We start from the raw sequence: 25,921 nt of genomic DNA, 5'->3' as shown, positions 1-25,921 counted from the left end.
AGTATGAAATAGGTTCTATTTATTGTTTAGGCGGTTATCACATTCGATCAGAGAACGCATATGGTAAAAATACTGGAAGCACGAAAAGGGGGATGCGATGAAACAAGTATTAATCGGCAGTATATTGTCGGCGTTATCGACCGGGTTGGGAGCGGTGCCGATTTTATTTTTGGCGAGATCGATTACCCACCGCTGGCGGGATATATTGCTGGCGTTTTCCGCAGGCATTATGATGGCTGCTTCGATGATGAGTTTAATCCCTGGGGCGTTGGAAATGGGAGGCTTTGCCGCCTTAACGGTTGGACTGTTTCTTGGCGTTCTTACATTAACGGTTTTAGAGATGACCGTGCCGCATATCGATTTAGAGCATACGCAAAAAGAAATCCAGTTTGATGAAAAGGCGATGCTGATTATCGCGGCGATTACGTTGCATAACCTTCCCGAAGGATTGTCGGTCGGGGTTAGTTACGCTTCCAATGTAGCGGAGACCGGCAATTTAATCGCGTTGGCGATTGGCTTGCAAAACGCGCCGGAAGGATTTTTAGTCGCGCTTTTTTTGATTAACCAGCAAATCGGAAAATGGAAAGCGTTTATCATCGCCACATTAACCGGTGCGGTGGAAATTGTCACTTCTCTGCTTGGCTTTTATTTAACCTCCATCTTTCGCGAGCTGGTTCCGTATGGCCTTGCCTTTGCCGCAGGAGCGATGCTGTTTATTATTTATAAAGAATTGATTCCAGAAAGCCACGGAGACGGAAATGAGCGGACATCCACCTATTCGTTTATCATCGGCATATTATTTATGATTTTTTTAGTCGAATCGTTTTAATGAAACACCCCCCTGCCCGAAGGGAAACAGGGGGGTTATCGCCTTACTGGCCTACTTCTTCTTTTTCTTCATACGGATGGGCAACCCAGCCGGACGGGTCGATAAACAAGCGGACGGCGACGACTTGGCGGTCGTCCATTAAGGTGAAATAATGCGGGTTTCCTTCCGGCACGGAAATGACATCGCCAGCTTCCAATTCGACATCAAAATAGCCGGTTTCGCTGTCCCCTTTGATGATAAAAATGCCATGGCCAGCAGTAATAGCGCGCACTTCATCTTCCGTATGAATGTGCACTTGTTCAAACTTTTTCAACAGTTCATCTAAATTCGGCGTCGCATCCGATAAGGCGACAATATCCCACGTTTTGTAGCCTCTTCTCGCCGCCAAATCTTCAATTTCTTCTTTAAACGTCGCCAAAATTTCCTCTTTTTCTTCGTCGGTCAATACATATTTGTCGCGCAAATGTTCCGGTAGTTTGTTAATGTCCCAATGCTCGTACAACACGCCTTGTTTGTTTAAAAAGCTGCGGACATTTTCATCCCCTTCAATCACTTCTCCCGTTTTTCTCACTTTGATTACTGCCATTGGAATTTCCCCCTCCATCAATTTTATGGTTTAACAACCGGCAGCACAGCGGTCTGCTTCAGCAGCAGCCACTTGACGTGCCAGCTGAATAAAAACTCCCACGCTTCTAAAAACTTCTTTGCCTCAAACGCGTCCCGCGCCCAGACGGTAATGCCGTGATTGCGGATCAACACCGCACCGGCATCCCCGTTGACATGTTTGGCGAATTCCTTGGCCAGCGTCGGAATGTGCGCATAATTCGGAATAATCGGGATGCGGACCGTCGCATCTTCTTCCCACAGCCCGAACGCTTTAATGATTTCCTGTCCGGAAAATGCGACTTCTCCTTTATCCCCGTACAGCTCGGAAATAATATTATTATCAACTGTATGGACGTGGAGGCTGCAGCCGGCATTTGTCCGATTGTAAATTTCCACATGCAGCAGCGTTTCCGCGGACGGCTTTAAATTTGTATTCTCGACCGGATGCCCGAACGCGTCGACAAGCAAAAAATCTTCGTCTGTCTGCTTGCGCTTGTCTTTACCGCTTGCGGTGACAAGAAAAGTCAGCGGGTTCTCCGTTACCTTGATGGACAAGTTGCCGCTCGTCGCGAAAAACCAATCGCGCTCTGCCAGCTCTGCCTTGACTTCGGCCAACTCCCTCCATTTTTTCACAACGATGCTCATACGTTTACCTCCATCGTCTGCAAAAAATGAATGACATCGAAAAACGTTGTAAACGGCGTGTGCGGAAGATCGAGCTCCTGACACTTGTCTAGCAGGAAGTCGCGGGCGAGGACGTGGTCAGCCCGTTTCGCTACTTCTAAATCAGTGATCGAATCGCCGATCACGATATGAAATGCATCCGGCACGGCCAGTTTTCTCAACAAGGATGGCTTGCAGCAGCCACAGCCGTTTTGGCACTGGCCATCGCACGCATGCGGCCATGTGATGCGGATCGTCTCGCCGCTGAAATCAGCACTGTTGCAAAAAATGCGCTCTTTTTCGACCAGTCCTTCTAACAGCGGATAGACAAAAAAGTCGATGCCACCGCTGACGACATAAAGCGGAATGTCGTGCTCCTTTGTAAATGCGACAAATTCGCGAAACCCGTCGCGAAGGCGGGCGGTTTGCAAAATGAAATCCGTAATTTCCTCCTTCCGGCTCGATGGAAGCAGGGAAAACATTTTCCCCACCCCTTCCTGCACGGAGATGCGCTGCGCCAATATATCATCTTTTAACGCTTCCCACTCGGGCGGCGCAAACTGCTTCATAATCGCGATAATGTTGTCATTGTCCGTAATCGTTCCGTCAAAATCGCAAAAGATCACTCGTTTGGTCATGATGTCACCTCTACTGCGCCCCACAGGTCGAGCGCTTTTTGCAACGCCTCATTGTCACGGGCCGCTTCATGTAAAGATTTGCCGGCAAGCACAGCATCGATGGCAGCGCGGAACGCTTTGCCGCCCCCTGCCGCTCCGTCTGGATGGCCGTGAATGCCGCCGCCGGCGTTGACGACGCTGTTTACGCCGAAATCGCGGAACAGAAGCGGCACCAGCCCTGGGTGAATGCCCGCTGACGGCACCGGAAACGCCTGTTTTAACGGCTCCTTCTCATCCGTTAATTCTTTGGCGATGCCAAGCGCTTCTTCTTTGTCGATCGCGACGCTTCCGTACGGCGATGGGAACAAGACAAAGTCGGCCCCGGCAAGACGAAGCAGCTTGCCAAGCAGCAAGGACGCTTTAACACCGTAAAATTCCGACGGGGTAAGCGCGCCGCTGAATGCCGGATGAGCCATAATCGGAATGGCAATCTCTTCATCCTCGCGTAATCCTTGCAATACATCCAACCCGTATACAAAAACGTTAAACAGCAATACATCCGCGCCCAGCTCCACCGCGCGTTTTGCTTTTTCTTTCAATTCGAACATTTTGCCGGTTAAATTGACGGCATATAACGTTCGTTTTCCCGTCTGTTCGAACACTTCGTTGAGCACCGCTTTCCCATCCGCAATCCGTTTTTCAAACGGCAGCACATCGCTGTCAAATAAAATTTCATCATCCTTGACAAGATCGACCCCGCCAAACGCCTGCTGCTTCAGCTGTTCGGTTAAATATGCTAAATCGCGGCCGATAATGCCTTTAAAAATGCTCATGAGAAGCGGACGGTCATATACATTGACTTTTTGGCGAATCCCATCGATGCCGAAGCGCGGACCCGGAAACTGTTTTTTCCAAGCGTCAGGGAGCGTTACATCTAGCAATTTTACTTCTCCGTCTAAAGACAGCTTGCCGAACACCGTTGCCAAAAGCGCCGGAATGTCAGCGCTGAAGTTGACTGTCGGATAAGCGATTTGCACGATCGCGCGCTTCAGCCGTTTGCCAAAATACTGATTTACCCGTTCGCTTTCTTCCAACTCTTGTATATGGACGACTTCCCCTTTATGTTTGCGCAGTTGCTCTTGTTCCAATAGAGGCAGGTCGGTCCATGTGCCAACCGTTAAGCCAAGGGCGATGCCTTCTGCTTTTTTCTTTATATCTTTCTCATCGTGAATAAGATATGTGGCAATGACTTGACTCATGTTCATCCCTCTTTCTCTTCATCAAAAAAGCCTCTTCATAAGAAGAGGCATTGAAATTGACACTCTTCTTATCTCTCAGCGTTTCCGCTGCAAGAATTAGCACCGTGCTTCGCGATCACCGCCAAGCCGGTTGCCGGGCTTCATTGGGCTTGTCCCTCCACCTACTCTTGATAAGAATGCTTGCAATATTGTATTCACTTTTCGGACTATTCGTGCATGCAAATTTAATTTGAATTATGACAGCATTTTTAAACGTTGTCAATCATTTTTTTGTTTTCAAAAAGACAAAGCTTGCCAATCCGCTCCGCGGCTTCTTGTAAACGGGCTTCGCTCGTCAATAAGCCAACGCGCACATAGCCTTCCCCATGCTCGCCAAACCCGATTCCCGGCGCGACAGCCACATGCGCTTTTTCAAGCAAATAATCGGAAAAACGTTCCGACGTCCAGCCGTGCGGCACCGGCAGCCACGCGAAAAACGAGCCCTTCGGTGGCGCGACATCCCAGCCGATTTGCCGCAATGCCGCCATAAACGTATTGCGCCGTGATTCATATAAGGCGACAAGCTCTTCGACACAGCGCTGCGAGGAAAGAAGAGCGGTTGCTGCCGCTTCTTGAATCGCGCCAAACAGGCTGACGTATAAATGGTCCTGAAGCAAATTAATCGCCGCAATCACGCTTTCATTGCCGACGGCAAATGCGACGCGCCAGCCCGCCATATTATACGTTTTCGAAAACGTATAAATTTCCACGCCGATGTCTTTTGCCCCTTCTGCCTGAAGGAAGCTAACCGGTTTTTTTCCATCAAAGCCAATCGCACCGTAAGCAAAATCATGGACGACGCAAATCCCGTGCTTGGCGGCAAACGACACCGTTTCCTCGAAAAATTCCTGCGAAGCAGTCGCTCCGGTTGGATTATTTGGATAATTTAAAAACATAAGTTTAGCTTTTTCTGCAATATGGCGAGGAATGTCACTATAATCAGGCAAAAACCCATGTTCGGCACGCAATGGCATCATCACCATTTTTGCACGCGCCAGCGCAATCCCCGACCAATAGTCAGGATACCCCGGGTCAGGAACGAGCACGATATCACCAGGATTCACGAGGCATTGCGGAATCTCGACAAGCCCCGCTTTGCCGCCGAACAAAATGGCGACTTCTTTTTCGGGGTCAACGGTCACGCCGTATTCCCGTTCGTAAAACTCGGCAACCGCCTGTTTCAAAAAAGAATACCCTTGAAACGGCGAATATTTGTGATATTTCGGGTTTGCCACCGCCTTTTGCATCGCTTCAACGATATGTGGCGGTGTCGGCTGATCCGGATTTCCTTGCCCTAAATTGATGACATCGTATCCTTCCGCGATTTTTTTGGCTACTTTCGCGACTAATGAGGCGAAAAACTGCTTTGGAAGCCCTTCTAACAGGTCGGATAACGGAAATTGTTTTGTCATGCTTAACACCTTCTCAAAAATTTCTTGAAATTCTAGTGCAACATCATATATCGTAAAAATCAAAATGTAAAGTAAATTTTTTCGAGGTGAACACGAATGACATTAAAAATTGCCTGCCTGCAGCTGGATATTGTCTTCGGCAGTCCGCACGAAAACGAACAGGTTGTAGAAAGAGAAATAGAAAAAATTGCAAAAGAACGTCCGGATGTCATCGTTCTTCCTGAACTATGGACGACTGGCTATGACTTAACTCGTCTCGATGAAATCGCCGATGAAAACGGCGAACGTGTGAAAGCGTTCATTACCAAACTGGCAAAATCGTACCGCGTCCATCTTGTCGCCGGTTCAGTCGCCAAAAAAACGGCAAAAGGCGTGACAAACACGATGTATGTCGTCGACCGAAACGGCACAGTCGTTGGCGAATACAGCAAACTGCACCTCTTTCAGTTGATGGATGAACATCTTTACCTCCAGCCTGGGGAGGATACCGGTTTATTTACGCTCGAAAACACCTTATGCGCCGGTGTCATTTGCTATGACATCCGCTTTCCGGAATGGATCCGCGTCCATGCGGTCCAGGGGGCGGAAGTGCTGTTTGTCGTTGCCCAGTGGCCGCTCCCCCGCCTTGCCCATTGGCGCACGCTGCTTGCGGCGCGCGCCATTGAAAATCAATGCTATGTCGTCGCTTGCAACCGCGCCGGCAGCGACCCGAACAACGTGTTTGCCGGCCATTCCATGATCATCGATCCATGGGGAGAAATCATTGCCGAGGCGGGCGAGGAGCCTTGCGCACTCACGGCGCAAATCGATTTGCAAAAAGTGCAGGAAGTGCGGGCGCGCATCCCGATTTTTGCCGACCGCCGTCCTGAATATTATCAGGCGGCAGAAAAAAATTTTACAAAAAGTATTGACAAATAAATTCGTCAGCGTGTATGATTCGAATCAAACGCACAAATATTTTCTAACATAAGCAAAAATTCGAAAAATGAATATACTGAAAATACTCTTATCAAGAGTTGGCTGAGGGAATTGGCCCAATGAAGCCCAGCAACCGACCGTAATACTATCGTGAGATAGGGCGCACGTTTTTTCGGCGCCGGAAGTTCCAACTTCCGCAGGGCACGGTGCTAAGTCCAACAGAAAGACTCGTTCTTTCTGGAAGATAAGAGGTGCGAAGAATTGGAATCTTCAAGCCTCTTTCTACGCAGAAAGAGGCTTTTTAATTTAGTTATGAAGGGGGATTTTATTCCAATGTCGATCTCACATTCATCCGTTTATGAACCGTTAACAGAACAAGGAGCCATTTCTTTAGCCGTGCGCCTCGGCCTCTTCCGCGAAGGAGCGCCGCTTGTCTGCCGGGAAATCGGGGACGGTAACCTTAATCTCGTTTTCCGCATCGTCGATAAAGAAGCGAAAAAAGGAATTATCATCAAACAAGCCCTTCCATATGCGAAAGTCGTTGGGGAAAGCTGGCCGCTCACCTTAAAACGCGCGGTAATCGAAAGCAATGCGCTGCGCACATTCGCAAGCTATGCGCCGCAATATGTGCCAAAAGTTTACTATTCCGATGAATCTTTAGCCATTACCGTGATGGAAGATTTATCCCATTTGCAAATTGCCCGCAAAGGCTTAATCGAAGGAAAAACATATCCGCTTCTATCCCGACATATCGGCGAATTTATCGCAAAAACGTTATTTTACACGTCGGATTTCGGCATGAATCAGCAAGAAAAAAAACAGCTGGCGCAAAGCTTTGTCAATCCCGAACTGTGCAAAATCACGGAAGATCTCGTATTTACCGATCCGTTTTTTAATCATGAAACGAACAACTTTGAAGAAGAACTGCGCGACGATGTCGAAGCGCTTTGGAACGATGACAAGCTTCATTTAGAAGTTGCCAAATTAAAGCGCAAGTTTTTAACCGAAGGGGATGCGCTCATTCACGGCGATTTACACACAGGCAGCATTTTCGCCAGCGAAGAAGAAACAAAAATTATCGATCCGGAATTTGCGTTTTACGGCCCGTTCGGCTTTGATATCGGTCAGTTTTTCGCAAACTTATTGTTAAATGCGTTGTCCCGCCCAGAACCACAACAAGAACCGTTATTTGCCCATATCGACAAAACTTGGGATGTATTTGCGACGATCTTTTCTGAACTTTGGCATACGCACAATGTCGAGCCGTATGCAAAAACGAAAGGACTATTAGAAGAGGTGCTGCACAACACCTTTGTCGATGCGATCGGTTTTGCCGGCTGCGAAGTAATCCGCCGCACGATTGGGTTGGCACATGTTGCTGATCTTGACGGCATCGAAAATAAAGAGAACCGTTTGCAAGCAAAACGACATGCGCTTCGTCTTGGCAGAAGCCTCATCTTGCAACGTGAAACATTATCTAGTACCAAAGAAATTCGTTCTCTTTTCGCACAAACCGTGCTAACACCAGCGAATTAACATAATGAAAGGAAGAACCATATGGCAGAACCATTCGTAATTCCTCGCTCTGTAGAGTGGAACGACACGCATATTACGATTTTAAATCAGCAAAAGTTGCCTTTAGTGACGGAATATTTGCAATTGAAAAATATTAAAGACGTTTGGGAGGCGATTGCGTCGCTGAAAGTGCGCGGCGCACCGGCAATCGGCATTACCGCCGCTTACGGCCTCGCGCTTGCCGCTCAGCAATATGAAACAGAATCAGTGGAAAATTTCAAAAAACAACTGCAAAAAGACCGTGACTACTTAGCAAGCGCCCGGCCAACGGCGGTCAATCTGTTTTGGGCGCTAGACCGCCTCGTTACGAGCGTCTCCCATGTTTCCTCTGTCAATGAAGCAAAAACGACGCTCGTCCATGAAGCGATTCGCATTCAAATTGAAGATGAAGACGTTTGCCGACGGATCGGGGAACATGCGCTTTCTTTGTTTCAAAACGGCGATCGCATTTTAACGATTTGCAACGCCGGCTCGATCGCCACCGCCCGGTACGGCACAGCGCTTGCCCCGTTTTATTTGGCGAAAGAAAAAGGAATGAACCTGCACGTGTACGCATCGGAAACACGCCCTGTCCTGCAAGGGGCAAGATTGACGACGTGGGAATTGATGCAGGCCGGCGTAGATGTGACGCTTATTACCGACAATATGGCAGCGCAGACGATCAAAGCAAAAAACATTACCGCCGTCATCGTCGGTGCTGACCGCATTGCCGCTAATGGCGATACGGCCAATAAAATCGGCACGTTTGGCCTTGCCTTGCTGGCCAAAGCGTTCGGCATTCCGTTTTATGTAGCCGCGCCGCTGTCGACGATCGATTTAGCGACAAAAACAGGCGATGAAATTCCGATTGAGGAGCGCAATCCGGAAGAAGTGACCCATCTTGCCGGAACGCGAATTGCCCCAGAAGGGGTCAACGTCTATAATCCAGCCTTTGACGTCACGCCGCACCATCTCATTACGGCTATCATTACCGAAAAAGGCATTATTCGCGGCAATTATGAAACCAAACTGTCAGCACTATTTGCAAAGGAGGCACACCATGAAGCGATTTAGGCTGAACTATTTATTCGCATTTCTTTTTTCCGTTATCATCATCCTGAGCGGCTGCATGAACGAACAAGATGCCGTCAGTTCCAAACCGGCCAAACAAGAAAACGGCACGGCCGAGACAACAAGCAAAACGACGGCGGCAGCGACCGAACAGGCAGAAATCCCTGCCAAATTAAAGAAACCGATTAAAATCGCCGCCATTATGCAAATGTCGATCGGCACCTTTTCTTCGCAATATATCGCCGGCGTAAAAGAACAAGTGCAAAAATTCGGCGGCGAGGTGCAAATTTACAACGCGGACAACGATTTAACGAAAATGGCTTCCTATGTCGAAACAGCGATTACGCAAAATGTTGATGCGATTCTTTTAGACCATGGTCGTGCCGATGCGCTCGAAGGACCGGTGAAAAAGGCGGTCGAAAAAGGCATTCCTGTCGTCGCATTTGACAACGATTTAAACATCCCAGGCGTAACGGTCATTGACCAAGACGACTACAGCCTCGCCTGGAAAACGTTAAAAACGTTGGCCGAAGACTTAAATGGCGAGGGAAACATTGTCACGATTTGGGTTGGCGGGTTTACGCCGATGGAGCGGCGCCATGTGATTTACGATGCGTTTAAAAAGCGCTATCCGAACATCAAAGAAGTGGCGAAATTCGGTACAGCCAGCGCCAATACCGCTTTGGACACGCAAACGCAAATGGAAGCGATTTTGAAAAAATATCCGAATAAAGGCGATATTGATGCGGTGTTTGCGACTTGGGACGAATTTGCCAAAGGCGCAACGCGCGCGATCGAACAAGCAGGACGCAGTGAAATTAAAGTATATGGCATTGATTTAAGCGATGAAGATTTGCAAATGATGCAAAAGCCAAACAGCCCATGGGTCGCTACAACCGCAACAGACCCGGCGGAAGTCGGCCGCGTCCAAGTCCGCTTTGCTTATCAAAAAATCGCCGGGGAAAAAACGCCAAACATTTACTCACTCGAACCGCATTTAGTCAAACGGTCCGACTTGCCTAACCAACAAGTGTCGATGAAAGACCTTCACCAATACATCGCCGGATGGGGACAGTCGAATGTGGCGATTTCCCCTTGGATGAAAACGCTGGAAGCACAGGTGAAGAACAAATGAACGGCCTTTACATGAACAATATTTATAAATCATTTGGCGCTGTCAACGTATTAAACGGCGTGAGCCTCCATGTTCAACATGGGGAAGTTCACGCCCTTTTAGGGATGAATGGTGCCGGAAAAAGCACATTAATGAAAATTCTGGCCGGCGCTCTTTCCCCTGATCAAGGTACGATTACGATTGATGGAAAAGAATATCAGTTTTCCTCGCCTGCCGATGCCAAAAAGGCGGGCATCGGTTTAGTGGTTCAGGAAGTCGATACGGCTCTCTTTCCGGCACTGACCGTCTATGAAAATATTGCCGCCGATGAGATCGCCAAGACAAAACAAAAGCCTTTTCTTTCTTGGAAACAGCAAAAAGAGCGGGCTGCAGAGTTGTTGCGCCGCGTCGGCCTGTCGATTTCGCCGGCCAAGCTCATCCGCGAATGTTCCCTGCATGAAAAACAGCTGATTGTTCTGGCAAAAGTCCTGTCCTCCTCGGCCCGCTACATCATTTTGGATGAGCCGACCGCCGCGCTGAGCGAGACGGAAACAAAGCGGCTGTTTGCGATTATCAATGAGCTCAAAGGGCAAGGTGTTTCATTTATCTATATTTCTCACAAACTAAAGGAAATTAAAGAGATTTGCGACCGCGTCACGATTTTGCGCGATGGGAACGTCGTCCACCATGGGGATGTCGCCTCTCTTTCTCTAGAGGAAATGATCCGCTATATGGTGGGACGCTCTTATACAGCCGCGCAAAGGGAAACGCGCACATACGGGGATGACCTTCTTTTTGAAGTGAAACAGCTCCATATCGCAAAAACAAACACAACGGTCGACCTGCACGTTCATAAAGGGGAAATTGTCGGCATCGCCGGGCTTGTCGGAGCAGGAAAAACGGAATTGGCGGAAAGTTTAATTGCCAGCAGCAAAACGACAGGCGAATGGTGGATAGACGGAAAACGTTATGTGTTTTCTTCCCCAAAAGAGGCGATTGCGGCCGGCATTTGCTTAATTCCGGAAGAACGGAGAAAACAAGGGCTTTTTCTGCAGGAATCGGTTCGCACCAATCTTACCGTCCGGCTGCTATCCTCATTGACGAAATGGCAGTGGGTGCTGCAGAAGAAAGAGACGGCCGTTGCCAAGCAACTTGTCGATTCCTTGCAAATTCATCCGCCTTTCCTGTCAGCAAGCGTGCGGCAATTAAGCGGCGGCAACCAGCAAAAAGTCGTGATCGGGAAATGGTTAAAAACCGATGCGCGCGTATTTATTTTTGACGAGCCGACAAAAGGAATTGACATCAACGCCAAGCAAGAAGTATTTTCGATCATCCGCTCCCTTGCCGACGAGGGAAAAGCGATTTTGTATTTAACAAGCGAATTTCAAGAACTGCTTGATATTGCCGATACGATTTACATCATGGTGGACGGCAAGCTGATCCAACGCGTGCCTGCCCATGATATCACCTATGAACAACTCATTTATTACTGCAGCGGAGGTGAGGTGGATGGCACAGCCAGCCGTTTCGGTCGCCAAGAAAAGGCAAGCGCCATCTCTTCTTGAATTTTTGTATAAACATGGCACATTGCTTGCCATTCTCGTTGTTATCGCTTATTTTGGCATCACACAAGACCGCTTTTTTACGTACGAAAATTTCAGCGATATTTTGCGCTCGATTTCCATCGTTACACTCGTTGCGATTGGCATTACATTTTCTCTTATTGTCGATGGATTTGATTTATCCGTCGGCTCGACTGTCAGCCTAGCAACCATCGCCAGCGCCGCGGCGCTCGTATTATATCGCCAGGAAATTCTCGTTACGTTGCTTGTTCCGCTTTTGCTTGGAATCGCCGTCGGCTTATTAAACTCGTTATTAATTGTGAAATTGAAATTGCCGGATTTATTGGCTACATTGGCGACGATGTATGCGATTAACGGCGTGCAGCTGACATATACGAAAGGATTTTCCATCTACAACGACATGCCGCTTCCAGACGGAGGAACGGCGCCGGGCAAATTCATTCCTTCCTTTTTATTTATCGGCCAAGGGGAAGTGTTTGGCATTCCGTTTTCCGTTTTGCTTATGCTAATCATCGTTATTGCTTCCCATTTGTTTTTGACGTACACCAAACCGGGGAGATTGTTCTATATGACGGGGGAAAATCGCGAAGCAGCACGGCTTTCGGGGATTCCTGTCAACCGCTATCGCACATATGCGTACGTCATCAGCGGCTTTTTTGCGGCGCTTGGCGGCATTGTTCTCGCCTCCCGCATCGGAACGGGACAAGTATCGGCCGGCGCTTCCTTTCTAATGGACGGCGTAGCGGCCGCATATATCGGCTTTTCCGTATTTGGCGCCGGAAAACCGAATGTCATCGGCACGCTGTTTGGCTCGATTTTAATGGGGGTTCTGCTCAACGGGTTGACGATGATGAACGTTCCGTATTACGCCCAAGATATTATTAAAGGGGCAATTTTAGTAGGAGCGCTCGCTTTATCGCATATACAAAAAAAATAGGAATGTTTCATTCATGCTCATAAAAAACTAGAAGCGGACCACTGCTTCTAGTTTTTTTATGTCATATTATACCGTTGTTCGAGCTCGAGCAGCTGCGCCTTGACATCGATGCGGCTGCCGGCGTATCCCGTCAGCGAGCGGTTTTTCCCGATTACCCGATGGCAAGGAACGAGAATGGCCAGCTCGTTGGCGCGGTTTGCTTGTCCAACCGCCCGCACCGCTTTCGGGCGACCGATTTTGCTCGCAATATCACTGTAGCTGACCGTCGTTCCGTACGGAATTTCACAAAGCGCCTGCCATACTTGTTCCTGAAAGTCCGTTCCTTTCCACTTCAAAGGCAGGTCAAACGCTTTCCGTCTGCCGCGAAAATATTCATCGAGCTGCGACACAGCGTTTTCTAATAAGGGAGAACGGCTTTTTATCATTTCATATTGCTGGCAAAGCTCGCGCCAATCTTCCTCAAACAGCTGGACGCTGACGATCGCTTCGCCGTCGGAAACTACATAGATATTTCCGAGTAAATCAGATGGATAGATGCTGAATTCAAGTTTCATGATCGTCCTCTTTCTCTACCCTTTTGATCGGGAGTGTAATATAGAACGTCGTACCGACGCCGACTTCACTTTCTACATCAATTTTTCCTTGGTGTTCCTCAATAATTTTATAGCTAACCATCAATCCTAGTCCAGTGCCGCGCTCTTTTGTGGTATAAAACGGCTCGCCGAGCTTTTTAATTTTATCTTGCGGAATGCCGCAGCCTTGATCGGTAATGGAAATGCGAATGTGGTTGCGATCGATCTGCCAAATGCGAACTGTAATATCCCCGCCCTTTGGCATCACTTCAATCGCATTTTTTAATATATTGATAAACACTTGCTTTAGTTGGTTTGGCTCGCAATAAATAAGCGGGAGCTGCGGAGCGAAATCCGCGACAATCTGCACGTTGTGCATCATCGCTTGCACGTTGATCAAATCGATTGTATCCTGCATGATTTTACATACGTCGTTTTGCTGATATTGAATCGCCTGTGGCTTGGCAAGAACGAGAAACTCGGTAATAATGGATTCAATCCGTTTTAATTCAGACATAATGACGTTAAAATACATCGAATAATCTTCTTTAATGCTTCCTTGCAATAACTGAATAAATCCTTTCAGCGCTGTCATCGGATTGCGGATTTCATGAGCAATGCCCGCGGCCAGTTCTCCTACTATATTCAAGGTGTCTGATTTTCTTATCTGCAGCTCCATTTCCTTTCTTTCAGTAATATCCCGGAGCATCATCATTCCGACGCCAGGGATGATTTCCTTTTTGAGTGCAAATTCAATAATTTTCTGCTTGCCATCATTGGAAAAGTCGACCTCGGCATACGCCTCTCCAACGCGCTCGCTTTGGTGGATCAGCCTCTGGAAATGCTTGCGCGCCTTTTCCGGGATAAATTCTGTAATTGGCCGGTGAAGCAGTTGTTCTTTCTCCGCTTGGAATATTTCACAGGCGATCGGGTTAACATCCAAAATGCGATACCCTTGGCCCCATAATAATATTCCATTCATCGCGTGGTCAAAAATGCTGCGGAATTTTTGCTCGCTTTCGCGCAGTTCCTTTTCTATTTTTCTCCGTTCCGTTACGTTGCGGAAAATCGTCAAATGGTACCCATCAATTGCTCCCTTTTTCATCGTAAATTCCAGCTGCTTGTCTTCTCCGTTCGGCATATGAAACGTCAGTTCATCGCGGATTTCCCCTTTTTTGCGAAACTTCGCAAAAATGCACTTTACTTTCTCATCGTCATAGTCAAGGAAATCAAGCAAATTTTTCCGTACAAGCAAGTTCAACGGCAACTCGAACGTCCGGCTTGCGGCACGGTTGGCATTCAAAATATACCCATAGTCATCCCAAATTAAAATCGCCTCGTGCGCCTGCTCGAAAATGGCACGAAACCTTTCTTCGCTTTTTTGCAGTTTAATCTCCATATTTTTCCGATCAGTCACATCGCGCATAATCGCCATATAAAAACCGCTATATACATTGGATGTCGTTGTCAGTTCAAACATTTTGACCGTGCCGTCCAAACGGACGAGCGACAGCTCCCCTTTTGCCGTTCCTTTTTCTTTCAGCTCGGCAAGCAGGCGGACAAAATCATCGACATATTCTTTTGCGATGAACTGCTGAAACGATAGATTTAATAATTTTGTTTTCTCTAGATTTAAACTCATGCAAAAAGCGGGATTCACATCGATAAACCGGCCGAATTCATCGAAAATGACAATGCTGTCCACCGCCCGGTTAAACACATCTTTAAACAAAAACTCATGAATAATCCGCTCCCGCTCCAGCGCTTTATGGGCGGAAATATCACGCATAATCACCAAGTCGTATTCGTTAAACGCATCTTTTTTGATGGAAAACTCAATATGCTTCACTTTTCCGTTTGCCAGCTTGATCAACAACTCGTCGCTGAACGAACCAAATTTATGTAACATCGACTGCTGAAACATTAAAATATCCGGTGGGACTAACTCGAGAAACATCGATAATTTTTTGCCAATTAACTCACGTTTATCCATTTCAAATAGTTTACAAGCTGCTTCGTTCACATCAACAAACTCACCGTGTTTATTAAAAATGACAATCGCATCTAATGAACGTTCAAAAATGATCGAATAACTGTTTAACCGTTCTTTTAGCCGTCTATTTTCTTCTTCCAACAATCTTACGTCCGCTATTACGTTTCGTTCTTCACGGGGAGAAAGATTATGGTTCATAAAGATCTCTCCTTCTCCATAACCATATCAAATTAATATATATTCTCTATGGAAAATTTTACTCCTTCTCTATTTTTTTAAAATTCCGTAGAAATAAATTTTTGCAATATTCGACAAGTTTTTCTCCTTTTTCTTTTGTCTAAAATATGTTATATTAAAATGTTGTTTTTCTATGCTTTGATAAAGGGGTTTGTTCCAATGAAAATTATTTGCACAACACTAAACGCGAAATATATTCATATGAATTTGGCGATTCGTTACTTGAAAGCGTATGCCCAGCCGGAATTTGATATAGAGCTTGTCGAATATACCATTAAAGATCCCGCAATCAATATCGCCACAGATCTTTATCAGCGAAAACCAGATATTATCGGATTCAGCTGCTATATTTGGAACATTGAAGAAACGATCAAAGTAGTGAAAATGCTAAAAAAAGTCGCTCCCGATATTGCGATCGTCGTGGGTGGACCGGAAGTATCCTATGATGTGCGCGAATGGATGGAGACGGTGCCGGAGTTTGATTTTATTGTCATTGGTGAAGGGGAAGAAACGTTTAAACAGTTTTTGCTAGAGATGCGAGGAAACCGCGATTTCCGTCATATTCATGGACTCGCGTTCCGCGACAATGGAAACATCGTGGTTAACCCGCAGCGAAACAAGATTCGCTTAACGGATATGCCTTCGCCGTTTCGTTTCCCAGATGATATTCCCCATTTGCCAAAACGCATCGTCTATGTCGAAACAAGCCGCGGCTGCCCGTTCAGCTGTCAGTTTTGCCTATCTTCCATCGAGGTCGGCGTGCGCTATTTCGACCGCGAAAAAATTAAAGAAGATATCCGCTACTTAATGAAACATGGCGCGCGCACGATTAAATTTGTCGACCGTACTTTCAACATCAGCCGCAGCTACGCGATGGATATGTTTCAATTTCTTATTGACGAACATGTTCCTGGGACCGTATTTCAATTTGAAATTACCGCCGATATTATGCGCCCGGAAGTCATTGAGTTCTTAAATAAAGAAGCGCCGCCGGGGCTGTTCCGCTTTGAGATCGGCGTTCAGTCAACCAACGATGAAGTTAACCGGCTGATTATGCGCAAGCAAAATTTTGCCAAGCTCACGCGCACGGTCACAATGATTAAAGAAGGTGGAAAGATTGCGCAGCACCTCGATTTAATTGCCGGCCTTCCGGAAGAAGATTATACATCGTTCCGCAAAACGTTTAACGACGTTTTTGCCCTCCGCCCGGAAGAATTGCAGCTTGGCTTTCTAAAAATGCTGCGCGGCACCGGTCTTCGTCTGCGCGCAAAAGACTACGGCTACGTATTTATGGACCACGCACCATATGAAGTATTGCAAAATAACGTGCTTTCTTTTGATGACATCATCCGCATTAAACAAGTGGAAGATGTGTTAGAGAAATATTGGAACGCGCATCGGATGGATGAGACAATCGAGTATTTAGTCACCAACGTATTCCCGTCGCCGTTTGATTTCTTCCAAGAATTCGGCACCTACTGGGACGAACGCGGTTGGGCGAAAATCGGGCATCAGCTCGAAGACTTATTCCGCCGTCTATATGAATTTTTGCAAACAAAAAAACTGGATGAACTTCCAATCATTGAAGCGTTAATGAAGTACGATTATTTGCGCAATCAAAAACATAAGCCGCGCAAACCGTGGTGGGAGGAAAAAACGGACAAATCGCTGCGCGCTGCGTTGTATCGCCAACTGCTTGAGCAGCCTGATTTGCTCGGCCGTGAATTTATCGCGCTGGAACTGGATGAAAAGGATTTATTTAAACATACGGTCATGGAAATTGTCCCAATCGACATCACCCACTATACAGAAACGAAAGAAATACGTTTCATCCCGACTGTTATGATCGCTTATTTTGACCCGATTCAATGGCAAACAATGATTTTTTCCGCACCGCTATCTTCTTTTCCGAATACTACAATAAAAAAGTAGGGGATGTCCCCTACTTTTGCTTTTTCGCCTTTTTCTGCTGTTTTCTCTCTTCCATTAGCTGAAACGGCTGGTGGGCGTTAAAGTCACCAAATTCAAACGCCATTTCCTCGTGTGCTTCGTTATGTCCGCGCTCTCGTTTTTCTTCTTCTCTTGGCTTCATTGCCCTTCTCCTTGGCGCCCTTTTTTCGAATTGCGGTTCGCACCACGGATCATGTCTTCTTCTCCGGCATACTGAGCGGCAAATTCAGTATCCGGCAAGCTTTCTGTCGGCGTTTTGTTATTGTTTTTCGCCGCATCAAATTTCACTTTTCTCTTCATTTATCTCCCTCCTGTGCATTGTTTTTATGTTTATAGGCAATAAGCACGATTTCTTCTCCTGTTTCCTCACGTAAACGTTTTTCTAAGTCTTGCACTTTTTTTAGCGCCCCCTCGTGCAGATGGGCGACAGGAAATGAACTGCTTTTCATTGACATCCCCCTTTGCCATTTTTCTTATTTTCCCTTAAACACTGTACGGTTTATTCATAACAATATATATTTTCGCTCACACTACCATTGAGGTGATAAACATGGATGAAGATAAGAAAGTCGAATCGCCAATTCTTGATGAGACAATGCCTCATCAAATCCATGCCCCATCATTTAAAGGAACTGGCATAAAAATGCAGCCTCCATTTGTCAATAAATATGGTGTCGTGATCGGCGACAGCAAATATAACTCGCCAAATTCGCCGCTGAATCACTGGAGTGATGATATCGACCCGAGCATCATGGCAGGCGACGAATGGGTGCATCCGACAAACGACATCGGCTGGAATACAGAAGAAAATCGCGAGCTTCTTGAAGCAAAACGGCAGTCACAAGGTATTCCATTTATGCACCCAAGCATTGATACAAGCTATGGACAAGATTAGCCTAAAGTCTCGCTTTCCTTTCCTCGTTTCGCAACAACATTTATTGACGTTTTCAAAAAGCAAAAAAGGGATATCCTCACTATTGTGATATCCCTTTTCCTCTGCTTGTGCTGCTATATTTCGGTTTTACATCGCTCTTTTCATCAAAGAATTTGTATGGATGTTTCGCGTCATCGAAAGGAAGTCGATAAGCAATCATACCAGGGCATTGCTTTACATATTACTGTTTTCCTGTTGCTTTCTCTCCTTCTTTTTCTGGTTTAATCGCTACAAATGTGATGGCACTGGCAAGAAAACATAATGCAACTAACAAAAACAGCAGCATGGATGTCTCCTTTTTCATAAGCAGCGCAGCAAGCGGCGGTCCCGCTGCGACACCAATAAATCTTAGTGAGCTATAAAATGATGTCACCGTTCCCCGCTCTTTTTTTTCAATTCCTTCCGTAATCAACGCATCCAAACACGGCAGCATCATGCCAATGCCAACGCCGGAAAGCGAAAAAAGCGCAACCATCCACCAAAGAGACGGAAAGAATTTGATGGCAATGATGGCCGTCCCAGCCAGCATACCACCAGCGGCAATGATCCATTTCATTAACGTTTTATTTTCACCGATTTTCTTTCCCGTAATAAATGATGCTGCGCAAAGCGCACCAAGCGGAATGGCAAGCACCCATCCTTTTTTCATTCCATCGATGCCGTAATCTTCAAGACGGCTTGATAAGAAAAAAAGAAAGGCAAATAAAACGAGCATTAATAAACCTCCAATGGCAAAAATCGCATATAGCCAACGCCCTTCTCTTTGAAAAATCGTTTTAACATTTTGTAAAAATTGCTGAAACGGAAGAGGATGATCCTGTTTCGAAGGAGATTTTACAAACAAAAGCATCATCAGAAGCGAAATAGCACAAAACAGCGGAAACGCGAAAAACGGTAAAAACCAAACGATGCTCGCGAATATCGCGCCTAAGATCGGGCTTAATACTTTACCAAACGTATTCGCTGTTTCGATTGTCCCTAGACAACTGCTCGCCTCACTGTCATCAGGAAATAAATCACCGACAAGCGGCAGCACAACCGGAAACGCTCCCGCTGCTCCAAGTCCTTGCAACATCCTTCCGGCAATGATCATTCCATACGGCTCGTTCATCTTCCATGATGCCCATCCCGAAATAAGCCCTCCAATAGCTGCCAGCAATAAACTTGGAATAATCACTTTCTTTCTCCCAATCCGGTCGCTCATATATCCAGCGATTGGGATAAAAATAATTGCCACAACCGAATACATCGTAATGAGTAAGCTCGATTGAAATGAAGTAATATGTAGTTGCTTTTCAATGGTCGGTAACACTGGTATTAACATTGAATTTCCAAGCGTCATCACTAGCGGAATTGAAGCAAGGGATGCAGTCACCCACCCTTTTCCCGCCACTTTCCTTGCCTGTTTCGGCATTTGCTCTATCCATTCCATCGTTCATTCCTGCCTCTTATTTCATTAATGTTACATGTTTATCATTTCCGTTTTTTCGTTAACCATACAAAAACAAAAACCTTGCCTACAATGAGACAAGACACATATTTTTCCATTTTTCGTTTGTGATATATTGGAATCAAAAATCATTTTCCTGCTATAGCCTTCTCGCCACAATAGAATATTTTTAAATATTTATACCAAAATTTAACAAAAATCTCTTTAATTTTCATTATACGACTTATTCTAATTCCACATACTAAACATGCAACAAATTTTATACATGAGGAGGCTGAAGACAATGGCAAGATCAAGCAATAAATTGCTTGTTCCTGGAATTGAACAGGCGTTAGAACAAATAAAATATGAAATTGCCCAAGAATTTGGCGTGCAATTAGGGGCTAATACCGTTTCTCGCTCAAACGGCTCTGTCGGAGGAGAAATTACAAAACGATTAGTCGCTCAAGCGCAAAGCCAGCTTGCCGGCTCGACTTCCCAAAAAACTGAATAATATGGCGTCTAAAGCCGAGTGGATTCACTCGGCTTATTGCTTACTAATACGTGGTTGTTTTGCTTTTCCTGTTCATTTTCTCATTCATTTTCGTGTTCATCATGTTTAAATGCTTTTTGGGAGTTCTTGTCATAGTTTTGTTTTCCATGATATTCGTCCTGTTTATTGTTCTTTCTTTGATGATGTTTCCAGTGATGATCATACGATCGATGACGGTTATGAGGTTGACTATTTTTTATAGATGATTTACATTTTTCTCCAAATTCCTTATCGTTACTTTTTTTTTGTTTCTCTCCATCTTCTTCCTCAGATGGATAATGATTTTGTTGCATTTCTTTCTTTTCATTACTTTTATTTTCTTCCTGTTGATCTTTCTTCTGTAATGGATAGTTGATCATCTGCTGCTCATTTTTTTCATGACCGTTATTTTTTTCGTGATTCTGCTCATCTTTTTCATTGAACCAATAATTGTTCGTCTGCCGGTCATTCTCCCCATCGTTTTGTTTCAACGGTTTTTCTGTTTTTTTCTCCTTAGGCGAAACTGACTTGATCTTTTGTTCAATTTGCAGCAGTTTTCCCGTTGTCATTCCCTTTTTTACCGCTTTATTTCGTACTTCCATCGTGCTTTCTTCTGTCTTTACGATAATGTTTTTCTGCTGATACGAATGTTGAATTTTCGTTAACTCTGTAGAAAGTTCCCGTGAAGATGCAGCACGGTGTTTTCTCTCCACTGTTGTAATCAATACTTGCCCACCTTTTTGCAAATATCCTTTTTTCATACTTAATTCGATAATTTCCTCGGTAATGTCAACAAATGCTTTTTTCCTCCAATGAGAGAGCTGTGAAATAATCTTTTTTCCTTCCTTGTTGTATGCCTTTAATTTTAATACTTTTAGCTGCTCATCCACTCCAACTTCGATGCTTGGATTAATATCAATGGACATGTAAGCGTAAACTTCACTAGAAGGAAAATGAAACAATGTTGCAACTAAAAGTGCCACTGCTGCCACCAAACTTGTTATGACATATCGGAATGAACGACGACAAACAATGGGTTTTTTCATCACCCTCGCTTCGATTTCTTCTCCTATTTCATAGTCCTTCTCTTTCCTTACTTGAATAAACTCCCCCTCCGGCGTCAATAATGTTACAAATTCCTCGTCTAGTTCTAATACAATCCCTTTTTTCACGATGGAAGCACCCCTTTTATATAATCCTTTAAATAAACGTAATCCCCCGCTAAAATAACGGCCACCGCAATAATGTATTTTCTATTTCTCTCTATCGTCTTGCGGCTCACTTCGGCCATATTTTCCAATTGCTTAATGGGCAATTGCTTTTTTTGAAAAAGCTGTTTTAACAGCTCCTTATCATCAACCACCAATTTAGCCACGTTGATCGCGTTAATGCGGGCATCTTTATGTTTCGGTGATTGCTCAACAAGGTCATAAAAGTGAATGCCAAATTCCTTAAGCACTTGCTGGTAATGGATAATTTCCTCGCGGCGCTGTTCCTGCTCGATTTGTTTGTAAAATTCGTCTATTGACAATTTTGTATCTAAATACGTTTGTACAGCATTTTCATCATCTTCATCCGTATGTAATACAATATCCCTAACCCTAGCTTCTTTGCGGATGTAATCAATTAAACGTCTTTTAATGAGCAGCTCGGCGAAGGAAATAAAAGAACCCCCTTTATGCGGCGCATATTTCTCAATCGCTTCGTTAAACGCGATCAACCCGATGCTCAGCTCATCATCCTCCTCACGAATAAATCGCTTGCATACGTTTGAAACGGTTTTTATAATAAACGGTTTATATTGCTGAATAAGCTGATTACGCAGCGTTTGATTGCCTTTCTGGATTTCGCTTACCTGTTGTTCGATCGTTCTCTCCTTTTTTAATGAAAATAATATGCTAAACATGGATTTCACCCCATTTATCCGAGAGACGAACTAACGCTCCCTAGGAATATCATTCGTACATCTTAACGGAAATCTGGTGGTTATTCAATCGGAAATTTGTTACATTTTTATTTGCGTGCATAAGAACAAAGACCTTTGCCCTAGGACAAAGGTCTTTGTGGACTGATCGATTATCCGACTTTTTCTTCTGTCTCTTTCTCATAGTTGAGCGTGCTGTGCTTGCGGCCGTATACAAAGTAAATGACAAGGCCGATTGCAAGCCATGATGCGAAACCTATCCATGTCATTCGCGGAAGCTGAAGAACTAAATATCCACAAAAGGCGACAGCCAATAATGGAATAACCGGAACGAGCGGTACGCGGAAAGCACGTTTTAAATGCGGCTGTGTTTTTCGTAAAACAAGAACACCGATAGAAACAGTGATGAAAGCAAATAATGTTCCGATATTGGTAAGTTCGGCCAGTTTATTTAAAGGAATCACTCCTGCAAATATCGCAACAACGACTCCTGTAATCCAAGTATTGACAAACGGCACTTGACGGGTCGGATTTATTTTCGAGAACACCTTTGGCAACAAGCCGTCACGGCTGATTGCGTAAAACAGGCGAGTTTGCCCATACATCATCACCAGCAATACCGTTGTGATCCCAGCAATCGCTCCTAGCGAAATAAAACCTGCAACCCAATCTTGGTGAATATAGTTTAACGCGAACGCAACCGGATTTTTCACATTCAATTGTTCATATGGAACAATTCCAGTCAGCACTAACGAGACCGCGATATATAATAACGTGCAAACAAGCAGCGAAACAATGATTCCGATCGGCATATTCCGCTGCGGGTTACGCACTTCTTCCGCCGCGGTCGAAACCGCGTCAAAACCGATGTATGCAAAGAAGACTGTCGCCGCACCGGTTGCTACTCCGGAAAACCCAAACGGCATAAATGGCGACCAGTTTTCCGGCTTCACGTACCATACCCCAACAGCCAAAAACAGTAATACAACCGCCACTTTAATCACAACAATAATGGCATTAAAACGAGCTGATTTTTTTACACCAAGATTTAGCAAAAAGGTAATAAAAAGGACAATCAAAATTGCCGGTAGATCAATAAACGTTCCCTTTGCCGGATCATAGGCATTCGTCAACACCTTTGGAAGTTCGATGCCAAATCCCGAAAGCAGACCTTGGAAGTAGCCGGACCAGCCGACCGCAACGGCTGAGGAGGCTACGCCATATTCTAAAATTAAATCCCATCCTAAAATCCAGGCGATTAATTCTCCAAACGTTGCATAGCTATATGTGTAAGCGCTTCCTGATACCGGAACCGTTGAAGCAAACTCCGCATAGCAAAGCGCCGCAAACACACAAGCAAGACCGGAAAGAATAAAGGAAAGAACCAATGCCGGACCGGCATGTTCTGCCGCGGCAACCCCAGTCAACACAAAAATTCCCGTACCAATAATCGCACCAATACCGAGCATCGTTAAATCAAATGCACCCAATTCCTTTTTTAAGGAAGCGCCTTTTTGACCAGCCCCACCTAAAAGCATTTGTATAGGCTTTTTCCTCAATAAACTCATTATAATGTCTCTCCTTGTCGTTTTTTGCGGAAATTTGTCGAATAATACAATTAGGATTTTACATGATTCATTAATTTTTGTAAAGTTAGAAAATAACAAAAACAACAAAAAATTTTTACCATTTACGCATTAAAATTACGAAATAATTCCCTATATCAAAGAAGATTTTTAATTTACAAATTTTTCAGATAAATATATAATGAATTTGTGGCAATTTTTTGAATAATGAAAGGGGGAACACATCGTTTTTTGATCATTCCAACTAAATCTAAATAAACTTAAGGAGGGATTTTTCCATGGCATTACAGGAACGTTCTCTCAAGGAACGCACATCGATCGATTATACGCAAATTGCGCAATCTTCCTCTTTTCAGCAACTGATGCGCGCAAAGAAAAATTTCATTTTGCCGTTAACACTATTCTTCCTCATTTTTTACTTTGCCCTCCCAATTTTGACTTCTTATTCTAAAGTGTTAAATTCGCCTGCGATCGGTCCGATCAGTTGGGGGTGGTTGTTTGCGTTTGCCCAGTTCATTATGACATGGACATTATGTGCGCTTTACTCTAAACGATCAGCCAAATTTGACGAAATGGTTGAGCAAATTAAACAAGAAGCGAAGGAAGGAGGAAGTGTATAATGCATGGATTAGCCTTTTTCCTCTTTTTAATCATCGTGGCGCTGACTCTTGTCATCACTTACTTCGCTTCGAAACGAACAAAAACAACGAGCGAGTTTTATACAGCCGACAGCAGCTTAACCGGCTGGCAAAACGGTTTGGCCATTGCTGGCGACTATATGTCTGCTGCCTCATTCTTGGGAATTGCCGGAATGATTGCATTAGCCGGATTTGACGGCTTCTTCTATAGTATTGGCTTCCTTGTTGCCTATTTAGTCGTGCTTTATATTGTCGCCGAACCGCTACGCAACCTCGGAAAATATACGATGGCTGATATGATTGCCGCACGGTTCGATGATAAAAAAGTACGCGGTGTTGCCGCCTTGAATACGATTGCTATTTCCACGTTTTACATGATTGCTCAGCTTGTCGGCGCCGGCGGCCTCATTAAGCTATTATTGGGAATTGATTATGTATACTCCGTCCTCATTGTTGGCGTGCTAATGACGATTTACGTCGTTTTTGGCGGCATGATGGCAACCAGCTGGGTGCAAATCGTAAAAGCGGTCTTATTAATGTTTGGTACGTTTATTATTTCGATCATGGTCTTTGCAAAATTTGACTTCAGCCTCATCAAAATGTTTAACGAAGTAAAGACGGCTACGCCACTCGGCGAAGCGTTTCTTAATCCAGGAAACAAATTCAAAGACCCGCTTGATACGATCTCGCTCAATTTGGCGCTCATTTTAGGAACAGCAGGACTTCCGCATATTTTAATCCGCTTCTTCACGGTAAAAGACGCACCGACCGCGCGCAAATCGGTCGTCTATGCGACATGGGTTATCGGCATTTTCTACGTATTGACGATCTTCTTAGGATTCGGTGCTGCCGCATTCGTTGGCTATGACAAAATTGTCGCTGCCAACCCAGCAGGAAATATGGCGGCACCATTATTGGCGGAAACGCTCGGCGGAGATTTCCTCTTCGCGTTCATTTCCGCAGTCGCCTTTGCGACGATTTTGGCGGTAGTTGCCGGTCTTGTCTTATCTGCGGCATCCGCGTTTGCCCATGACTTTTACAGCCATATTCTTCGCCGCGGCCAAGCGACGGAAAAGGAACAAATGGTTGCGGCCCGCTGGGCGGCTGTCGGTGTATCGATTTTATCGATTTTGCTAGCGTTATTCGCGCAAAAAATGAACGTCGCCTTCCTTGTTTCGCTAGCATTTGCCGTCGCAGCGAGCGCCAACTTGCCGATTCTCGTCTTTACTATTTTCTGGCGGCGTTTTAATACAACCGGCGCCATTACAGGGATGATCGTCGGTCTATTCAGTGCATTGTTGCTCGTCTTCTTCAGTCCAAACGTCTGGTCGCCGGAACCGGGCGCTGCTATTTTGGTCGGCGAACCGCTCTTTAAGCTTGCCAATCCTGGCATCGTTTCGATTCCGCTAGGGTTCATTGCTGCGATTATCGGTACGCTTCTTTCTTCGCAAAAAGAGGACAGCAAAAAATTTGATGAAATTCTTGTGAAAGCGAATACAGGAATCAAAGAACTTGCTAACTAAC

26 protein-coding genes and 2 riboswitches are annotated in these 25,921 nt (G+C 45.2%); of the genes, 12 read left to right on the top strand and 14 right to left on the bottom strand.

Annotation, left to right across the window (positions count from 1 at the left end; translation table 11 throughout):
• Positions 1-97: 97 nt before the first annotated feature.
• A complete protein-coding gene (locus AC1WMD_RS01770; RefSeq protein ID WP_494255847.1) occupies positions 98-829 on the top strand; it encodes a ZIP family metal transporter in 732 nt (243 codons plus the stop codon).
• Positions 830-872: 43 nt separating this feature from the next.
• On the opposite strand, the gene mtnD is transcribed toward AC1WMD_RS01770, so the two are convergent.
• The 5 genes from mtnD to AC1WMD_RS01745 all read right to left on the bottom strand — a co-directional run bounded on the left by mtnD (position 873) and on the right by AC1WMD_RS01745 (position 5,425).
• A complete protein-coding gene (gene mtnD / locus AC1WMD_RS01765) occupies positions 873-1,415 on the bottom strand; it encodes an acireductone dioxygenase (RefSeq protein ID WP_166911249.1) in 543 nt (180 codons plus the stop codon).
• Positions 1,416-1,438: 23 nt separating this feature from the next.
• Positions 1,439-2,080: a methylthioribulose 1-phosphate dehydratase gene (locus AC1WMD_RS01760; RefSeq protein WP_043903884.1), complete on the bottom strand. Its 642-nt coding sequence runs from the start codon at positions 2,078-2,080 to the stop codon at positions 1,439-1,441.
• Complete coding sequence (mtnX, locus tag AC1WMD_RS01755; RefSeq protein WP_043903883.1) at positions 2,077-2,736, bottom strand: 2-hydroxy-3-keto-5-methylthiopentenyl-1-phosphate phosphatase; 660 nt, start codon at positions 2,734-2,736, stop codon at positions 2,077-2,079. Before mtnX ends, AC1WMD_RS01760 begins: the two co-directional genes overlap by 4 nt.
• A complete protein-coding gene (mtnW, locus tag AC1WMD_RS01750) occupies positions 2,733-3,974 on the bottom strand; it encodes a 2,3-diketo-5-methylthiopentyl-1-phosphate enolase (RefSeq protein WP_043903882.1) in 1,242 nt (413 codons plus the stop codon). The genes mtnX and mtnW overlap by 4 nt, the downstream gene beginning before the upstream one ends.
• A 65-nt stretch (positions 3,975-4,039) precedes the next feature.
• A riboswitch (SAM riboswitch) is annotated at positions 4,040-4,151 on the bottom strand.
• Positions 4,152-4,222: 71 nt separating this feature from the next.
• A complete protein-coding gene (locus tag AC1WMD_RS01745) occupies positions 4,223-5,425 on the bottom strand; it encodes a pyridoxal phosphate-dependent aminotransferase (RefSeq protein WP_043903881.1) in 1,203 nt (400 codons plus the stop codon).
• Between the two features lie 96 nt (positions 5,426-5,521).
• Here AC1WMD_RS01745 and AC1WMD_RS01740 point away from each other — a divergent pair, with 96 nt between their 5' ends.
• From AC1WMD_RS01740 to AC1WMD_RS01715, 6 genes are all read left to right on the top strand, one after another.
• Positions 5,522-6,343 (top strand): carbon-nitrogen family hydrolase, encoded by an 822-nt coding sequence (locus AC1WMD_RS01740; protein ID WP_043903880.1) that lies wholly within the window; start codon positions 5,522-5,524, stop codon positions 6,341-6,343.
• Between the two features lie 85 nt (positions 6,344-6,428).
• Positions 6,429-6,594, top strand: a riboswitch (SAM riboswitch).
• A gap of 82 nt (positions 6,595-6,676) precedes the next feature.
• Positions 6,677-7,879 carry an S-methyl-5-thioribose kinase gene (gene mtnK, locus AC1WMD_RS01735; RefSeq protein ID WP_494255846.1) on the top strand — a complete coding sequence of 401 codons (1,203 nt, stop codon included), beginning with the start codon at positions 6,677-6,679 and terminating at the stop codon, positions 7,877-7,879.
• 21 nt (positions 7,880-7,900) lie between these two features.
• Complete coding sequence (gene mtnA / locus AC1WMD_RS01730) at positions 7,901-8,971, top strand: S-methyl-5-thioribose-1-phosphate isomerase (RefSeq protein WP_494255845.1); 1,071 nt, start codon at positions 7,901-7,903, stop codon at positions 8,969-8,971.
• Complete coding sequence (locus AC1WMD_RS01725; RefSeq protein ID WP_043903877.1) at positions 8,958-10,103, top strand: sugar ABC transporter substrate-binding protein; 1,146 nt, start codon at positions 8,958-8,960, stop codon at positions 10,101-10,103. The genes mtnA and AC1WMD_RS01725 overlap by 14 nt, the downstream gene beginning before the upstream one ends.
• Entirely contained in the window at positions 10,100-11,647 is a 1,548-nt protein-coding gene (locus AC1WMD_RS01720; protein ID WP_043903876.1) for a sugar ABC transporter ATP-binding protein, read from the top strand. Before AC1WMD_RS01725 ends, AC1WMD_RS01720 begins: the two co-directional genes overlap by 4 nt.
• Positions 11,592-12,602 carry an ABC transporter permease gene (locus AC1WMD_RS01715; RefSeq protein ID WP_043903875.1) on the top strand — a complete coding sequence of 337 codons (1,011 nt, stop codon included), beginning with the start codon at positions 11,592-11,594 and terminating at the stop codon, positions 12,600-12,602. The genes AC1WMD_RS01720 and AC1WMD_RS01715 overlap by 56 nt, the downstream gene beginning before the upstream one ends.
• 56 nt (positions 12,603-12,658) lie before the next feature.
• On the opposite strand, the gene AC1WMD_RS01710 is transcribed toward AC1WMD_RS01715, so the two are convergent.
• Both AC1WMD_RS01710 and AC1WMD_RS01705 read right to left on the bottom strand, forming a co-directional pair.
• Positions 12,659-13,156, bottom strand: coding sequence for a methylated-DNA--[protein]-cysteine S-methyltransferase (locus AC1WMD_RS01710; protein ID WP_043903874.1), 498 nt, complete (start codon positions 13,154-13,156; stop codon positions 12,659-12,661).
• Entirely contained in the window at positions 13,146-15,365 is a 2,220-nt protein-coding gene (locus AC1WMD_RS01705) for a PAS domain-containing sensor histidine kinase (RefSeq protein ID WP_043903873.1), read from the bottom strand. Before AC1WMD_RS01705 ends, AC1WMD_RS01710 begins: the two co-directional genes overlap by 11 nt.
• A 198-nt stretch (positions 15,366-15,563) precedes the next feature.
• Here AC1WMD_RS01705 and AC1WMD_RS01700 point away from each other — a divergent pair, with 198 nt between their 5' ends.
• A complete protein-coding gene (locus AC1WMD_RS01700; RefSeq protein WP_043903872.1) occupies positions 15,564-17,336 on the top strand; it encodes a B12-binding domain-containing radical SAM protein in 1,773 nt (590 codons plus the stop codon).
• 10 nt (positions 17,337-17,346) lie between these two features.
• Here AC1WMD_RS01700 and AC1WMD_RS01695 read toward each other — a convergent pair whose 3' ends face one another.
• From AC1WMD_RS01695 to AC1WMD_RS01685, 3 genes are read right to left on the bottom strand one after another with little or no spacing between them, the layout of a single operon-like run.
• Entirely contained in the window at positions 17,347-17,496 is a 150-nt protein-coding gene (locus AC1WMD_RS01695) for a hypothetical protein (RefSeq protein ID WP_494255844.1), read from the bottom strand.
• On the bottom strand, positions 17,493-17,654 hold the full coding sequence (gene ykzP / locus AC1WMD_RS01690) for a protein YkzP (RefSeq protein WP_043903871.1): 162 nt from the start codon (positions 17,652-17,654) through the stop codon (positions 17,493-17,495). Before ykzP ends, AC1WMD_RS01695 begins: the two co-directional genes overlap by 4 nt.
• A complete protein-coding gene (locus AC1WMD_RS01685) occupies positions 17,651-17,803 on the bottom strand; it encodes a hypothetical protein (RefSeq protein WP_186003910.1) in 153 nt (50 codons plus the stop codon). The genes ykzP and AC1WMD_RS01685 overlap by 4 nt, the downstream gene beginning before the upstream one ends.
• A gap of 101 nt (positions 17,804-17,904) precedes the next feature.
• On the opposite strand from AC1WMD_RS01685, the gene AC1WMD_RS01680 reads away from it, so the two are divergent.
• Positions 17,905-18,249, top strand: coding sequence for a DUF3905 domain-containing protein (locus tag AC1WMD_RS01680; protein WP_494255843.1), 345 nt, complete (start codon positions 17,905-17,907; stop codon positions 18,247-18,249).
• A 220-nt stretch (positions 18,250-18,469) separates the two neighbouring features.
• Here the strand turns inward: AC1WMD_RS01680 and AC1WMD_RS01675 are convergent, their stop codons facing one another.
• Positions 18,470-19,720, bottom strand: coding sequence for an MFS transporter (locus tag AC1WMD_RS01675; RefSeq protein WP_494255842.1), 1,251 nt, complete (start codon positions 19,718-19,720; stop codon positions 18,470-18,472).
• A 301-nt stretch (positions 19,721-20,021) separates the two neighbouring features.
• Between AC1WMD_RS01675 and AC1WMD_RS01670 the strand changes: the two genes are divergently transcribed.
• Complete coding sequence (locus AC1WMD_RS01670; protein WP_043903862.1) at positions 20,022-20,231, top strand: alpha/beta-type small acid-soluble spore protein; 210 nt, start codon at positions 20,022-20,024, stop codon at positions 20,229-20,231.
• Positions 20,232-20,311: 80 nt separating this feature from the next.
• On the opposite strand, the gene AC1WMD_RS01665 is transcribed toward AC1WMD_RS01670, so the two are convergent.
• The 3 genes from AC1WMD_RS01665 to bcaP form a co-directional block, all read right to left on the bottom strand.
• Positions 20,312-21,421, bottom strand: a complete 1,110-nt coding sequence (locus AC1WMD_RS01665) for an anti-sigma factor domain-containing protein (protein WP_494255841.1) — start codon at positions 21,419-21,421, stop codon at positions 20,312-20,314.
• On the bottom strand, positions 21,418-22,164 hold the full coding sequence (gene sigI / locus AC1WMD_RS01660) for an RNA polymerase sigma factor SigI (RefSeq protein WP_260676110.1): 747 nt from the start codon (positions 22,162-22,164) through the stop codon (positions 21,418-21,420). The genes AC1WMD_RS01665 and sigI overlap by 4 nt, the downstream gene beginning before the upstream one ends.
• A gap of 161 nt (positions 22,165-22,325) precedes the next feature.
• Positions 22,326-23,741, bottom strand: coding sequence for a branched-chain amino acid transporter BcaP (bcaP, locus tag AC1WMD_RS01655; protein WP_494255840.1), 1,416 nt, complete (start codon positions 23,739-23,741; stop codon positions 22,326-22,328).
• A gap of 296 nt (positions 23,742-24,037) precedes the next feature.
• On the opposite strand from bcaP, the gene AC1WMD_RS01650 reads away from it, so the two are divergent.
• Together AC1WMD_RS01650 and AC1WMD_RS01645 are read left to right on the top strand one after the other, a co-directional pair.
• The gene (locus AC1WMD_RS01650; RefSeq protein ID WP_043903858.1) at positions 24,038-24,379 is read left to right on the top strand and encodes a DUF485 domain-containing protein; all 342 of its coding nucleotides are present in this window, start codon (positions 24,038-24,040) and stop codon (positions 24,377-24,379) included.
• Positions 24,379-25,920, top strand: a complete 1,542-nt coding sequence (locus AC1WMD_RS01645) for a solute symporter family protein (protein ID WP_043903857.1) — start codon at positions 24,379-24,381, stop codon at positions 25,918-25,920. Before AC1WMD_RS01650 ends, AC1WMD_RS01645 begins: the two co-directional genes overlap by 1 nt.
• Position 25,921 lies beyond the last annotated feature (1 nt).

This window comes from Parageobacillus sp. NEAU-HV-2 (assembly GCF_059115485.1).
Note: the sequence above shows the minus strand (reverse complement) of the source record. Positions and strands in the feature narration are given on the sequence as shown.